The 15061-nt window shown below is 27.7% G+C and carries 19 protein-coding genes; 14 read left to right on the top strand and 5 right to left on the bottom strand.

Annotated elements, in window-relative coordinates; translation table 11 throughout:
• Positions 1 to 2 precede the first annotated feature (2 nt).
• The 7 genes from CLOBL_RS13310 (at position 3) to CLOBL_RS13280 (ending at position 5174) form a co-directional block, all read left to right on the top strand.
• Positions 3 to 1436: a diguanylate cyclase gene (locus CLOBL_RS13310; protein WP_077859492.1), complete on the top strand. Its 1434-nt coding sequence runs from the start codon at positions 3 to 5 to the stop codon at positions 1434 to 1436.
• A 30-nt stretch (positions 1437 to 1466) separates the two neighbouring features.
• Positions 1467 to 2657, top strand: coding sequence for a M20 family metallopeptidase (locus tag CLOBL_RS13305; RefSeq protein WP_077859491.1), 1191 nt, complete (start codon positions 1467 to 1469; stop codon positions 2655 to 2657).
• Between the two features lie 470 nt (positions 2658 to 3127).
• A complete protein-coding gene (locus tag CLOBL_RS13300; protein ID WP_077859490.1) occupies positions 3128 to 3442 on the top strand; it encodes a hypothetical protein in 315 nt (104 codons plus the stop codon).
• A 207-nt stretch (positions 3443 to 3649) separates the two neighbouring features.
• Entirely contained in the window at positions 3650 to 4075 is a 426-nt protein-coding gene (locus CLOBL_RS13295; RefSeq protein ID WP_077859489.1) for a GNAT family N-acetyltransferase, read from the top strand.
• A gap of 18 nt (positions 4076 to 4093) precedes the next feature.
• Entirely contained in the window at positions 4094 to 4525 is a 432-nt protein-coding gene (locus tag CLOBL_RS13290; protein ID WP_077859488.1) for a GNAT family N-acetyltransferase, read from the top strand.
• Between the two features lie 115 nt (positions 4526 to 4640).
• Entirely contained in the window at positions 4641 to 4961 is a 321-nt protein-coding gene (locus CLOBL_RS13285; RefSeq protein ID WP_077859487.1) for a hypothetical protein, read from the top strand.
• A gap of 84 nt (positions 4962 to 5045) precedes the next feature.
• A complete protein-coding gene (locus CLOBL_RS13280; RefSeq protein WP_347472833.1) occupies positions 5046 to 5174 on the top strand; it encodes a hypothetical protein in 129 nt (42 codons plus the stop codon).
• A 47-nt stretch (positions 5175 to 5221) separates the two neighbouring features.
• Here CLOBL_RS13280 and CLOBL_RS13275 read toward each other — a convergent pair whose 3' ends face one another.
• Entirely contained in the window at positions 5222 to 5578 is a 357-nt protein-coding gene (locus tag CLOBL_RS13275) for a helix-turn-helix domain-containing protein (RefSeq protein ID WP_077859486.1), read from the bottom strand.
• 132 nt (positions 5579 to 5710) lie between these two features.
• Here CLOBL_RS13275 and CLOBL_RS13270 point away from each other — a divergent pair, with 132 nt between their 5' ends.
• Positions 5711 to 6277, top strand: a complete 567-nt coding sequence (locus tag CLOBL_RS13270) for a flavin reductase family protein (RefSeq protein WP_077859485.1) — start codon at positions 5711 to 5713, stop codon at positions 6275 to 6277.
• 172 nt (positions 6278 to 6449) lie between these two features.
• Here the strand turns inward: CLOBL_RS13270 and CLOBL_RS13260 are convergent, their stop codons facing one another.
• From CLOBL_RS13260 to CLOBL_RS13250, 3 genes are read right to left on the bottom strand one after another with little or no spacing between them, the layout of a single operon-like run.
• Entirely contained in the window at positions 6450 to 7319 is an 870-nt protein-coding gene (locus CLOBL_RS13260) for a MurR/RpiR family transcriptional regulator (protein WP_077859484.1), read from the bottom strand.
• 31 nt (positions 7320 to 7350) lie between these two features.
• The gene (locus CLOBL_RS13255; RefSeq protein ID WP_077859483.1) at positions 7351 to 7740 is read right to left on the bottom strand and encodes a VOC family protein; all 390 of its coding nucleotides are present in this window, start codon (positions 7738 to 7740) and stop codon (positions 7351 to 7353) included.
• A gap of 32 nt (positions 7741 to 7772) precedes the next feature.
• On the bottom strand, positions 7773 to 8609 hold the full coding sequence (locus tag CLOBL_RS13250) for a Cof-type HAD-IIB family hydrolase (protein ID WP_077859482.1): 837 nt from the start codon (positions 8607 to 8609) through the stop codon (positions 7773 to 7775).
• A 346-nt stretch (positions 8610 to 8955) separates the two neighbouring features.
• Between CLOBL_RS13250 and CLOBL_RS13245 the strand changes: the two genes are divergently transcribed.
• Positions 8956 to 9861 carry a right-handed parallel beta-helix repeat-containing protein gene (locus CLOBL_RS13245; RefSeq protein ID WP_077859481.1) on the top strand — a complete coding sequence of 302 codons (906 nt, stop codon included), beginning with the start codon at positions 8956 to 8958 and terminating at the stop codon, positions 9859 to 9861.
• Between the two features lie 94 nt (positions 9862 to 9955).
• Entirely contained in the window at positions 9956 to 10453 is a 498-nt protein-coding gene (locus CLOBL_RS13240) for a hypothetical protein (protein WP_077859480.1), read from the top strand.
• Positions 10454 to 10646: 193 nt separating this feature from the next.
• Here the strand turns inward: CLOBL_RS13240 and CLOBL_RS13235 are convergent, their stop codons facing one another.
• Positions 10647 to 11426 (bottom strand): hypothetical protein, encoded by a 780-nt coding sequence (locus CLOBL_RS13235; protein ID WP_077859479.1) that lies wholly within the window; start codon positions 11424 to 11426, stop codon positions 10647 to 10649.
• A 243-nt stretch (positions 11427 to 11669) separates the two neighbouring features.
• Here CLOBL_RS13235 and CLOBL_RS13230 point away from each other — a divergent pair, with 243 nt between their 5' ends.
• The 4 genes from CLOBL_RS13230 (at position 11670) to CLOBL_RS13220 (ending at position 15000) form a co-directional block, all read left to right on the top strand.
• The gene (locus CLOBL_RS13230) at positions 11670 to 12113 is read left to right on the top strand and encodes a MarR family transcriptional regulator (RefSeq protein ID WP_077859478.1); all 444 of its coding nucleotides are present in this window, start codon (positions 11670 to 11672) and stop codon (positions 12111 to 12113) included.
• Positions 12114 to 12590: 477 nt separating this feature from the next.
• Entirely contained in the window at positions 12591 to 12758 is a 168-nt protein-coding gene (locus CLOBL_RS28015) for a hypothetical protein (RefSeq protein ID WP_179117752.1), read from the top strand.
• Between the two features lie 235 nt (positions 12759 to 12993).
• On the top strand, positions 12994 to 13623 hold the full coding sequence (locus CLOBL_RS13225; RefSeq protein WP_077859477.1) for a DUF975 family protein: 630 nt from the start codon (positions 12994 to 12996) through the stop codon (positions 13621 to 13623).
• Positions 13624 to 13986: 363 nt separating this feature from the next.
• A complete protein-coding gene (locus CLOBL_RS13220) occupies positions 13987 to 15000 on the top strand; it encodes a right-handed parallel beta-helix repeat-containing protein (protein ID WP_077859476.1) in 1014 nt (337 codons plus the stop codon).
• Positions 15001 to 15061: the final 61 nt, after the last annotated feature.

Below are 15061 nucleotides of genomic sequence, written 5' to 3'. Positions count from 1 at the left end.
TTATGAGCGGAAATATACTAATAGTTGATGATTCTGATATTGAAAGAAAAATTATTGCGCAGGCAATTAAAAACAGATTAGATGATGTAAATATTTATGAAGCTCGCGACGGTTTTGATATCTCTAATAAACTTTTAAAAAATAATATACATGTATGTATAATGGATATAATGATGCCAGTAAAAGATGGATTTGAAGTACTACAGGAAATGAAGGATAACTTTAAATTAATGGATATACCTGTAATTGTATGTACTGGTATTTCTGATAAAGAAGGAATAGAGAGAGCACTAAGTCTTGGCGCATATGATTATTTTTCAAAGCCACTAAGTGAAGAAGTGATTAAGATAGCTCTCCCGCTTAAAATCAAGAACGCAATTGATTTTATGAAAAGAAAACAGGAAATAATTCATTTAAGCTATCACGATCAATTAACTGGATTATATAATCGCAGATTTTTTGAAGATGAGTTAAATCAACTTGACATAAAAGAAAATCTTCCATTAACGGTTGTCATGGGAGATTTAAATGGATTAAAACTCATTAATGATTCTTTTGGACATATAATTGGAGATGAGCTTATTAAAAGAGTAGGAAAGGTTATGGAAGCAGTGTGTAGAACGGAAGGTATTACTGCAAGAATATCAGGAGATGAGTTTGTTATATTACTACCAAAGACCAATGAGCTTGAAGCTGAAGAAATCATTATAAGAATTAACGGTATGCTGGCAGAAGAAAAAGTTGGATCTTCTGATGTCTCAATTTCTCTTGGTTATGGATGTAAAAATAATGAAGATGAGAGAATAGATGAAATAATTAAAATCGCAGAAAATAAAATGTATGAAAAAAAATTATATGAAGGCCAAGATATGAGAGGCAAGACAATTAAAAATATAATGAATACATTTTATAAAAAAAATAAAGTTGAAAAAGATCATTCACTGAGAGTTTCAGAATTATGTAGAAGGATAGGGGAAGCACTGAAGTTTCCTCAAAATAAGATTGATGATCTTGTATCGCTTGGAAGGTTTCATGATATAGGCAAAATTGCATTAGATGAAAATATAATAAATAAAGCAGGGAAACTTACTGAGGATGAATGGAAAGAAATTAGGCGTCATTCAGAAATAGGATATAGAATGATTAATACAGTAGATCGAATGTCGTCTATAGCTAACTACATATTATATCACCATGAAAGATGGGATGGGACAGGATATCCTAAAGGTTTAAAAGAAGAGGAAATACCCTTAGAATCAAGAATTATTGCTATAGCTGATGCTTATGATGCAATGGTAAGTGAAAGATGCTATAAGAACGAATTAACAGAAAAAGCTGCTATAGAAGAATTAAGAAATAATTCAGGGAGCCAATTTGATCCGGATTTAGTTAAAATATTTATAAATGAAGTATTAAAGAATGATTTTGATAACTAAATAAAAAGAAGACTTAAGGAGTAAAGTATAATGGATATACATGAAGAAACTTATGCTATTAAAGATGAAATTGTAAAGTGGAGAAGAGAGCTTCACAAAATCCCGGAAGTTGGTATGGACTTACCTAAAACATTTGAATATGTAAAAAAGAAATTAGAGGAATTTAATATAGGAAATTATACTGCGTATAAAAATCATTCTGGAATAAGTGTTGTATTTGGAAAGAATGAGGGAAAAACAATTGCCATAAGAGCTGATATGGATGCTTTGGCAATTAAAGAAGAAACAAATCTGGAATTTAAAGCAGAGAATGAAAATATGCATGCTTGCGGACATGATGGGCACACAGCAATATTACTTGGAATAGCCAAAATACTTAAAGCTAATGAAAGTGAATTAAATGGAAGAATAAAGTTAATATTTCAGCCATGTGAAGAATGTGCACCAGGTGGGGCAGCAGCAATGATTGAAGATGGTGTATTAGAAAATCCTAAAGTAGATGCAATTTTAGCTTTGCATGTTGAGAATAAACAAGGAGTATATAATAATGGCGATGTACTAGTTGGATATGGAAGTGTGTCGGCAGCAGACGATCCTATTAATATAAAGATAATAGGTAAAGGAGGCCATGCATCAACTCCAAATTTATGTATTGATCCAATATCAGTGGCAACCCTTCTTATTAATAATCTCCAATATATATTAACCAGGGAAATAAATCAAACTGTGCCTACAGTAATAACTTTTAGCAGCATTCAAGGAGGAAGAAATTCAAATAATATTATTCCAGACACTGTTGAAATAAAAGGGACTGTAAGAAATACAGATAATGAAACGAGGAAATATGTACTGCAAAGAATAAAAGAAATAGTAGCAGGTGTAACAAAACTTATGAGAGCAGATTACGAGCTGAACTTTGATGGTGGATGTCCAGCTGTAGTAAATGATAAAAAAATGGTAGACATGTTTTTAAAATCAGCAAAGAATATCTTAGGAGAAAAAAATGTGCATATTATAGATGACTGCAATATGGGGGCAGAGGATGCAGGCTTTTTCTTTGAAAAAATTCCAGGCTGTTACTTTAGATTATATAATCCAATGGCTTTTGAGGATGGAGTTATTTATCCAGCTCATAATTCAAAATACCTTATGGATGATTCGGTCTTATATAAAGGTGCAGCTGTAATGGTGCAAAATGCTGTGAATTATTTAAATAATTAAGGTGAATAGAGATATGAGATTATTGAAAAAGCTGATGCAATTAAAATACTATTAGGATACACGAATGAAGCAGAAACAATATATATTTAAAAGTTGTTTCAAATATAAATTTAAACAAATATAAAAAAGTAACAATAAAAGAAGTTAAAAAGATATAAATTTAAAAAGATATGAAAAAATTTATAAAGAAAAAAACATAACAATTTTTAAAGTTATAAAGAAACCAATATATAAACTTAGAAATAAAACAATAAAAAAGATAACAATTTATAGGAAACATAAGTCTTTGGAAGTTTTAAACTTCAAGTTGCTATGGATATTAAACGAGAAGAAAATTTTGCATTTAATAATATATTTTATTAATTAAACAAAATATATCGTTATGCATTTAGAAAATTATGCTATAATTAATTTACAAAAGTAAATTGATATTATTATGTAGATTATTTATAGTTATGGAGAGGTACAACTTGGATACAATATTTAATGATTTTAGAATATGGACAGAAAGCAAAGAGAATAAGTGGCAGGAGAAAGATGTAATTATAGATGAAATTTCTGAAGTACATTCTCATCAAATTCATGTGAATTTACATTCACAGGTTGGATATGGACATATCGGACTTTTTGAAAATAACAATTCTTGTTGGATAGAGTTTGAAGGAGTAGCAAGAAATTTTGAAAACTTTTATAAATGCATTGAATTTGAAGATAAACTTCCAAATTTTGATGAGATAGAAATTAAATATATAGAGTTTTTAATAAAAAAGAATTTATCTAACTAACAATTTTAGCGTAGTATATATAAGTAAAAATAAATAACATATTTAAATATCACTTATTCAGAAATGAATTTGGGATATTTTTTTATTGTGAAATATATTATAGACCACAGAATTTGTATATTTTAAATATGGTGGATCTACTTTGAATATTCAGGAAAAAGTATAATATAAGATATCATAGGAGCACAGAAGGAGGGAAATGTAATTATGAAGGGATATATTATAAAAGAAAGCAGTAACGACGAAGCAGAGCTAATTATAGATAATTTAGTTAGTTATAATTTGTCTAAGGTTCCAAATATTCAGAAGGAGCCATTTATATTTATAAATAGGATTATTAAAAATAGTGAAGGCAAAATTATTGCAGGAATAAATAGTAAAATGTATTGCTGGAATTGTTTATATATAGATTCTTTATGGGTTGATGTGGATTATAGGAAATTTGGTTTTGGAACTAAACTTTTAAATGAAGTTGAAGAAGCATCAAGAAAAAGAGGCTGTAGATTAATTCATTTAGATACATTTGATTTTCAAGCAATGGATTTTTATATAAAACAAGGCTATGAAATTTTTGGAGTGTTAGAAAATTGCCCCAAAAATCATAGACGATATTACATGAAAAAAGATATATAATTTAAGGAGAAAGTAATTATGATTATTGAAAAATTAAAATTAAAAGATATTCCAGAATTATTGGAACTATATAAAGAACTTACTCCATATAATAATTCAATAAACAAATCTTTTGAAATATACACAGAGATATTAAAAGACGAAAAGTATCTGCTTCTAGTAGCAAAGGAAGATGGAAAAATAGTCGGATCAGTATTGGCAGTGTGTTGCTTGCTGCTGGCTTTAGATGGAGGCCGTTTTCTAGTAGTTGAAGATGTAATTGTTAAAAGTGAGGTAAGAAGAAGCGGAATTGGTAAAAAATTAATGAAAGTAATAGATGAATTTGCCATAACAAATAATTGTATCTACTCTATATTAGTATCATCAGAATATAGAAAATCCGCACATAAATTTTATGAAAATTTAGGCTTTACAGAGGAAGTAAGAGGATTTAGAAAGGGATACGTATAAAATATATAATTTAGTAAGAAAGTTTTTGGGAAATTGAATAATTTTAAAGTATTTGCTACAATATGATTATCAGATAATATGGTAACATGTGTATAATATAGAAAGAAGTGATGATATGAACTTTCTTCCTTCAAAAGAGATCATTGTTAAGAATGCTACTGGTAAGGACTTAAAAGATATATATTTAACTTATGAGGGTTTAGAAAAGCATCCGTTAAAAATTCCTTATATTGCTAAAGGAGGATTTCAAAAAAGAGCTTTAATAGTAAATCATTTAACAACACCAACAGAACTTAAATTGTTCTATTATAAAAATAATTATAAAGAAGAACTATTAGCATACGATAATTTAAATAATCATGATTTAAAAACGCTAGTTTTTATTATAAGTAGAGAAGATGATAAACTTGTTACCCGTATATCTTCCAACGCATAAAATTATTAATATTTAAGGATGTATAGTTTATAAAATGTGTTAAAATTAGTTTGTAAAAGTATTATGTAACATACAGAGGAGAATTTGTTTATTATAGTAAAAAATGTAACATTTTATATAAAAACAGAGCATTTTAAAAAATGGATAAAGGTAGTTGAACAGTGGTTTTCAAGTCCAAGAGATAGAGTTACGTACATTCCTGTTTCAAAATAGAAAAATAAATTTTTATAAATAATACGCATGAGAAATCCCATTCATTTTCAATATGAATGCGATTTTTTTTCGGGAAAATTTTGAATATATAAATGTTCATTTCCCCACTGCTGTATTGATAACATTATTGGTTTTAGACTTTTTCCGTGCTCAGTTAGTGAATATTCTACTTTAGGAGGAACCTCCATGTATACTTTTCTGCTAACAATGTTGTAGCTTTCAAATTTTTTTAGCTGCTGAATTAGCATTTTTTCTGTGATTCCAGGTATTTTGTCTCTAATTTGTCCAAAGCGTAGAGTTGCATCTTGTAAGGTCCATAAAACCCACATACTCCATTTTCCACTTATTAATTCGATTGTAAAATCTATAGGACAATTATATAATTTTTGATTCGTTTCTGACATAAATACACCCTCTATTCAAATTTTGCACACTTACTTTTTGCATAGTATTATACCAAAAAGTAGGTACTTGTACACTGTATATCATTAATATAGAATAATTATATAAATTTGTAAATGCTAGGGGGATGTATAATGGAAAAAATTAGAATGGGAAGTAAAGGATATCTTTATCCAAATCCTATAGTGCTTGTTGGCACAAAGGTTAATGGAAAAGCTAATTATTTAAATGTTTCATATTGCGGTATAGTCAATAGAATTCCGGCTATGATTTCAATATCTCTTAATAGGTCTCATTATAGTTGTGATGGAATTAAGCAGAATAAAACTTTCAGCATTAATATCCCATCTATAGAGATGCTGGGAATTACAGATTATTGTGGTATTGTATCAGGAAAAGATGTTGATAAATCAAAATTTTTTAATACTTTTTATGGAGAGCTTAAAGATGCTCCAATGATACAAGAATGCCCTATTAATATGGAATGTAAAGTTGTTCAGGAATTAGATTTAGGTGGTACTAACATAATTATAATAGGTGAAGTAACTGAGACATATTCGGAGGAAAAATATCTTATAAACAATATTCCAAATTTAAAAAAGATTAATCCGATTTTACTTTCTATAGATGAATTTAACTATTATAGTGTTGGAGAGAAAGTAGGCAAAGCCTGGGATGCTGGCAAAAATATTAAGAATTAACTTAAAGTTCAACGCGATGTTAAATTTGTAGATGAAGGTTCTATTATTACATCACGTGGTATATCGGCTGGAATTAATATGTCATTTCATATAATACAAAGACTTTTGGGAGTAGAAGTAGCTAAGGCTACTTCTAGAAGAATGGAGTATGATATTGAATTATAAGATCGTTTTATATGTAACCAGGATTTCTATTATTATTAGATAATTTTTTATAAGTATCAAGTTTATACTTTACATTTTGGTTATAATCAAATTTAAAATAACATGTATATATACAATCCAAAACATATAATAAAGATAACCTTGTTGAAAAAGATGAAATTTTATTAAAATGGTTTTCATTTGAACTTAAGTACAAATGATAATTAGCATACTTAGTAAGAGGATTCTCATTGGTAGAGGAAATTAAAATAATTGGAGTCTTATTCTTTTTTAATATATCAGCTATTTCTTTTATTATTATTCCTCTAGCTTCAAAGGATACTATTATAGCAATATGCTCTTTATCGCTTGTTGATGCTGTTAATCGTTGATGATACTCTTCTATAGGCACATTAATAAAAGTCCCTATTTCCTGCATTTGAAATTTAAAGTTTTCTGCAAAATAAAGATTTCCAGCAGATGTATAAAAGTCAATGTGCTGTGCTTTTTTTAAAACGTTAGATATCAGTTTTAACTGCTCTAAATCTATTAAATTTAAAGAAGATACTAGAGTCTGTTCATATAACTCTTTTAATTTTAGTACAATTTGATATTGTGTTTCATTTTGCTTAAAAGGATAATTATAATCTATTGAATCATTTTCTTTTAAATATTCATTAATAGACATAGATATTTGTACTTTTAATTCTGATAGTCCTGATAAATCTAATTTTTGACAAAGTCTATAAATAGTTGAGGTTGAGATAAAGCAAGCGTCACTAATTTCAAAAGCACTCATTTTTACAAAAATTTCAGGATTATCCACCATATAGTTAACTAATGTTTTCTCATTTTCAGTTAAGTTGGTTAGTTTATTCAATTTACTAAAAATGTTCATGAAGATCACCTCATGAACATTATACAATAATTTACGCTGTTATTTCTATTCGATTTCCATCAGGATCTAAAATACAGCTCTCGTAATAACCATCTCCAGTGTTACGAGGTTCACTAACTATCTTGTATCCAGCATTTTTTAATGTGTTAGTGAGTTTATTAACTTTTTCAATACTGCCTACTGAAATAGCGAGGTGAATTAAGCCTATATATTGATCAATAGTATTATTTAGGCATGAAGGAATAGATGGCATCTGCATAAGCTCAAGTCTGGCACCTGATTCAAAGTTAAGAAAATATGATTCGAAGTTTTTCTTCGGGTTTATATACTTTTCTTCAGCAATACCATCAAAATAATCCATATAAAATTTTTTTAATTTCTCTATATCTGTAGTCCATATAGCTACGTGCTCGATTTTCATATTAACACATCCTTAATTTTAAAATATAGTACTTATATGTACTTGCTTAATGTATAAGCAATACCATCCTCTTCATTAGATAGAGTTATTTCATTAGCTACAGCTTTTAACTCATCTACGGCATTTTTCATTGCTACACCAATGCCAGCATATTTAACCATTGAGGCATCATTCTGTCCATCTCCGAAAGCAATCATTTCTTCTTTTTTATATCCCATAGGAATTAGTACTGTATCGAGTGCTTTAGCTTTATCAATACCTTTAGCTGTAAATTCGAAATAAAAAGGAGCGGTAAACATGCAGCTTAAGTTGTCTCTAAATGGTTCCATCATTTCCTTATAATGAGCCCGTAAATATTCAGGATCTCCTGCAGTTAAAATTTTATTTAATTGATAGTCAGCAAAGGCTGCTAAATCATCCTTTTCGCATAATTTAAATTTGCCTCCACGAGATTCATATTGAATTATATTAAAGGGTTCACCATTGTAATTTATTTCATTACTAAAAACATCATTAACATACATATAGTCATCTTTATCTATCATTGGTTTAACTTTAAATTTTTTCATATGTTCAAGTACAGCTTGTCCTTGCTTAACACTCATGGTTTCATTAAATAAAACTTTCTTCGTCTGACAGTCAACAACCTTAGACCCGTTAAATGAAATTAAAAGTCCATGATTTTCATTCATTTTTAATTCCATAGCAAAATCCATTAGGCCGGATGTAGGTCTTCCAGATGCCAAAATTAATATAACACCATTTTCTTGAGCTTCAATCAAAACATCTTTAGTCTTTTTAGTAATTACTTTTTTATTATTAGTTAATGTACCATCCACATCCATAATAATTGCTTTTATATTATTCATATATATCCCACCTTTATTTAATTATACGGACATTATTTTTATGAATAAAGAAGGTAAGGAAAAGATGAAGAATATTTATCAAAAATAATAAAATTTAATGAATAATAGATGAAACATTTCTATCATTTATTATTCATTAAATTCTTTATTGTGTAACAGAAAGTATGTAATAAAAGTGATATTTCTATGCCGAATAATACAAAATTTTATAGATATGGTATAATTGGAATATAATTCAAAACACTATTGGAGTTATATAAAAAATGTAAAATATCATGTAGGAAGATACTTCAAAGTAATAGGAATTAATATTATATTTAATTATAAAATTTTAGGGAGAATTATTATGAGAAATGCTAAAAAAATATATTTAGGCGCAGTTTTAGGAATAATTGTTATAGGAGCAAGCTTATTTTGGAATTTGCCAGCTTATGCAAGTAATATAATAAATGTTAGTGATTCTGGAACTTCTTTATCAAATGTATTAGCTTCAGCAAAGCCTGGAGATATTATTAATATTATTGGAACTATAAAATCAGAAGCTGTGGATGTACCTGCAGGAGTGACAATAACAGGAAAATCAGGTAATGGAAAAATAGACTTCTCTTCAACGGCTAGCTATTATTCTGGAAGAGGAATTTCAATTAAGACTGATGGCTCTACAATTACTGACTTGGATATTTATGGAGCGGCAGATAATGGAATTTACATTGAAGGTTCAGATAATAAGCTTATAAATTTAAAAGTTCATAATAACAAAAATTCGGGAGTACAATTAACAAAAGGAGCAACTAATAATACATTAACTAGTGTTTATTCATATAACAATGTAGATATAGAAGGGAATAGTGCTGATGGATTTGCAATTATATACAATGTAGGTCCATTAAATAAATTAGTAGATTGCACAGCTGAGGAAAATGCAGATGATGGTTATGATTTAACTTGTGCAGACGCTGGAATAGTGTTTATAAGATGTAATTCTATAAATAATGGAATTTCAAATGGAATAAAAGGTGAGGGCGATGGATTTAAGCTTGGAGATATAGGAAAAAATAGTATAAATGATGACGGGGAACTATGCTTACAACCATCAAGACATATACTTATTGATTGCACTGCAGAAGGAAATACAGAAGTTGGGTTCGATGGAAGGTGGCAGACTGGAGAGACAACAATGACAAGATGCATTAGCAGAAAAAATGATCAAGGTAATTATAGATTTCCTAATGATAATGTTGTAATAAATTAATTTATTACTATTACAATGCATTGTTTTAATCAAAAAAGGCTTGTTTAGGAATATAGATATGCGAATTTCATATTAAAATAGGGAGAAGATAGGTATGAATAAAAAATTTAAGGCTATAATGAGAGTTATGCTTGCACTAGGAATACTTTTTACTATAGAGCTGTCAGAAGCAAAGTATATCGAATTATTTACTACAGAAGCGTATGCTTCATCAGATTCTGCTGATAAGTTAAGAAGTTTAGAATTAGAAACTTCGGATGGAAATAGCTTGAATCTCTATGAAGATATTGGCTATGAGGATAAGTTATCGCATAATTTATATGTTGGAGATATATATTTTGCAAAGACTTCAGAGGATGATATTAAAATAAATAGTATAAGCGGATTAAGTAGTGATAATGTAAGAATTTTTATAGGAGACTCTGATAAGGCATATAAAGTAGGTGACAATCTTAATCTTTCGAAAGGGGCAATAACTATATTAAAGGTAAGAGTATATGAAGAAGCGTACAATAAAGATAAGTGTTATTCAACCTCTACTTATAACCCATATATGATTATTGTAAAAAATACTGCTGAAGTGGGAGAATAAGATAGTTAATTTATGCTAATAAAATTTATTGATAAAATGTAGGAATAGTCTTAGTTATGGAATTATGATTTTAAGGTATATTAAGGATACCATCTATTACTAGGTGGTATTTCCATTTACTAATATTAACTCACTTATATATAACGGTAATATTGAATGATTTTAAGTTTCTATTTTCTTTATTCCAATATAATTACTTAGAATGTTTTTGCTCGTTAGTATCTTTATTTTTATAATTATTAATATCTGATAATGAATTTTGCTCAGAATCTAAACTGTACTCACTAATTTTTTTAATATTATTTTCCATGTTTTTTTGTAACTTAGCTAGTCTTTGAGCACTTTCCTGTTTAAATTCATTTATTTTATCTATGGTTTTATATAATGAACGATATCCACCCAATAAAGAGTCTAATGCACCTAACTCGCCTTTAATATCATCACTTACTGTATTACTTGACATAACCTTATTAATGTCTAGAGGAGTATTATCGCCCATATATTGAGAAAAAGTTTCCTTTTTATCATCACCTTCATTGTAATATTGTTTTAAAGAATTACTTGCACTGTGTATAATGCTATATTCTAAATTGCTAATATTATTTGAAACATAATTAAAATCCATTGTTCTTGTTACAGCATCTACATTACCCAATACTATATTATTTAATCCTTGAGAATAACCAAGGCCAACTGATAATTGATCTGAATACTTACTACATATATCTTTAATGCCAGCTATATATTCTTGTTTTTCTTTTTCTAATTGTGCACTTTTTTTCATATCTTCAACTTTGGTTTTGTTTATAATATCGTTCATTTGATTTTTAGCATTTAAAATATTTGTCATGGTATTGTCAGCAGAATTTTCTTTTTTTTTCTTAAGATTTAATGATAAAACATTATTACTTTTTCTTGTAAAAAAATTATTAGCAGCCATAAATGTGTTTATAGAACTATTTTTTATTTTCATGTTTCCATCCCCTAACTCATTATCCTTATATTGTATTCTCGTATTATATTAAATTTACTTTAGTTGGTAATTAGTTTATATAATCTAGGAGATATTGATAATAATCAAATGATAAGATATTAAAAAATCATAGTGAAATATTGTCAATTAATAAAATTGTATTGACAGCATAGGTTAAATAGTATAATATAGTTCATTATTAAACAGTTTTGTAGTGAACTATATTGTATAAGGAGATTTTTTATGGATTATAATGATTTTAAAGTAAAACAGGCTGGTGAGGTAGTTCAATCGTTTATGAGGATTAGTAAAACCTTAGCAAAATTTACCCAGAAAAATGCAGAAAGTTTAGGTTTAACATTGCAACAATTAGGAGTTTTAAATATAATATATTCATTTCCATTAATAACGCTTAAAGAAATAACGGAGAAATTAGTAATTCCCAAAAGTACAGCTAGCGTGAGCGTTGATGAATTAGTTAATTTAGGATTAGTTCAACGTAAAGTATCAGAAAAAGATAGACGAGAAATTAATTTGATTGTAACGGCTAAAGGTAAGGAAACTTCAAAAAAATCAATTCAAAATCCCGTTTCATATATTGCTATGATTTCAGCACTGGAAAAAATATCACCAGAGGATATTAATACATTACTTCGTCTTCATGATGAAATATTAAAGTTTTTGTAGTTAAAGCAATAATCTGATATTCTAAGGATTTGGGACATATGATGTAATTCATTCAAGTATAAGTAAAGTAGTATTTAAGTCTTAAAGATGAGTTTTATAATATAGAAGTAGATTATATGGAGGGAAAATAGCCTGCAGCTCTAACTTGTGGCATTATCTGTAATATAATATACTTCTTTTTTATATGTATTTGAATCAAAAATTGCTTTTGATATTTAAGTAAAAAAACATTATAGACATTAAAATAATTTAATTTTCATTATAATTAAAAATATTTACAATTGACAAATAACTGACAAAATCTAATGATAATATTTGTACTAGAAGGAATAATTCTTGTCAATAATATTACCAAGAATACATTCTTTTAACAATTCAATGATAACGTTTAAAAAATAATAAAAACTTAATTATTTTAGTATAAAAATCACAAGAAATTAATAATATCATATTATATGTAAAAGAGGTGAGAAGGAAATGGGAAATATAATGAAAATTAATATGTATGTAGAATTGAAAGGAAAAAAAGATAGCAGATTGGAACTAAAAACAATAGAGGAATTTATTCAAGAATATAATAATTGGATAAAGAAAAACAATAGAGAGGATAAAATAGAGAATTATGAAAGGTTTTTACGTGCATAATTATTTTTAAAGGTGAATTAAGTAGAGATATTTAATTCACCTTTAATTTTTTGATTAAAAATAATTGATTATAAAAACATATTTAATAATAACTTTTATTGGTTGTTATATAACTTTTTAGGATTAATTTAGAAAGAATTATTTTATGTTACATAAATTGAAATAATATCATAAATATGATATCATAGGAATGCTATTGCTTAAATGGAAATTTATAAAATTAAGGGGAGATTTTATGATTAACAGGGGAGAATTAAAAAGACATGCTAAAGAGATGCTAAGAGGAAAATGGGGATTAGCTGTTGGCAGTATTATAGTTATCTTTTTAATACAAATTCTATTTAACGTTATTTCAAGTTTTACTAAAGAAAATACAATAATATTTATAATTTTGACTTTAGTGTCAATGGTGATTAGTTCGGCATTAAGTGTTGGAATGTTTACATTATCATTAAATTATGCATATGATGATAAACAGCCAGCATTTTTAGATATATTTTCGGGATTTAAAGTTATACATAAAGTAATAGGATTAAGTTTATTGCTCAGTATAATTATATTTATAGGAATGATTTTATTGATAGTTCCAGGTATTGTATTTAGCTTCATGTTTTCGCAAGCTTATTACGTTTTAGCTGATGATAACAGTAAATCTATTATTCAATGCTTGAAAGAGAGTGCAGCTATGATGAAAGGATATAAGTTCCAATATTTTGTGCTTTCTTTAAGTTTTCTAGGATGGATGATATTGGGGACAATTCCATTGGGAATCGGATTATTATGGGTAATGCCATATATGAATGTGACAGTTGCTTCATTCTATTTGAAGGTTAAAAAAAATTACTATAAATCTAGTATTGAATAAAAGGATAAATTTAATACTATTTTTATAGAATATTAAAAATGAAGTAAGAAAATATCCATAAAGCAATAGTAAAAAATATATAAGAGACCTCTGATTTTTAAGAGGTCTTTTTAGTTGAATGTTAATTATACGAGAAGTTTTTGCTAGATAATATCATGGTAAATTTGATTCGCTCTTGTTTTTTATTAAAAATATATATTGCGTGAAAGTGCCATTTTAGAGCTTGAAACAACATAATTTTCAAAAGGTAACATGATATAATAATCATGATAATATGATTTCTGATAAATGATAAATAAAGGCGCCGATTACCATATTAGAAATTATATTATTAAAAATATTGTTAAGTAAGGAGAGATAGAAATGAAAGTAAAGAAAATTTTAGCTACTTTAATGTTAACGATAACAATAATTGGAGGTGGTGCATTTGGAAGCATAACACCAGCATTTGCAGCAACAAATTATTATGTATCTACAAGTGGAAGTGATTCTAATTCGGGTATATCATCATCCTCTCCATTTAAAACACTAGCAAAAGCAATATCAAGTGCATCATCAGGTTCAACAATTTATGTGGCTAGTGGTACCTATAATGTTACATCTACTATTAAGCTATCAAAATCTAATTCTTCTGGTTCACCTATTAAGATTGTAGCACAAAGTGGAGAACCAGTAATAGATTTTAGTGGACAAAGCTACTCAGATTCAAATAGGGGATTTCAGATTTCAGGAAGTTATTATACAATACAAAATCTTAAGATTGTAGGTGCGGGAGATAATGGTATATATATTACTGGAGACCATAATACCGTAAAGTCGTGTGATATCACAAAATGTAGGGATACCGGACTTCAAATTAGTAATGGAGGATCGAACACTTATGTTTATGATGTAAATTCAACCTATAATTATGATCCTAAAACAAGTGGTGAAAATGCAGATGGATTTGCAGCTAAATTAAGTATCGGTACAGGAAATGTTTTTGAAAAATGTAATGCAGATTATAATTCAGATGATGGATTTGATCTCTACGATGCAGGTAATATAGTAAAATTTTATAACTGTGAAGCATCTCATAATGGTGTAGATGAAGGAAATGGTAATGGATTTAAAGTTGGTGGAAATTACTCGGCAGATAATCATTACCTTGAAAATTGTACGTCTACAGCTAATAAGCTTCGTGGATTTGATCAAAATAATAATACTGGTGCACTTACATTAATAAACTGCACAGGAGATGGGAATTATTCAAATTTCTATTTTAAAACAGCTCCAAAATCAGGAAAACACGTATTCACAGGCTGTATTTCGAAAAATGGAAAAGATAAAGATTATATTACAGGTGCAACTGTAACTAATTGTTCATTTAATCAATAATTGTTAACGTGTGTTAAGAAATTTAAAAGATAAACTTATTCTTATCTTATGTATTAAAAAA

Origin of the sequence: Clostridium sp. BL-8, assembly GCF_002006495.1 — a bacterium.
Taxonomy (GTDB): Bacteria; Bacillota; Clostridia; order Clostridiales; family Clostridiaceae; genus Clostridium.
The sequence above is the reverse complement of the archived record's forward strand: the minus strand, read 5'-3'. Positions and strand labels throughout refer to the sequence as shown.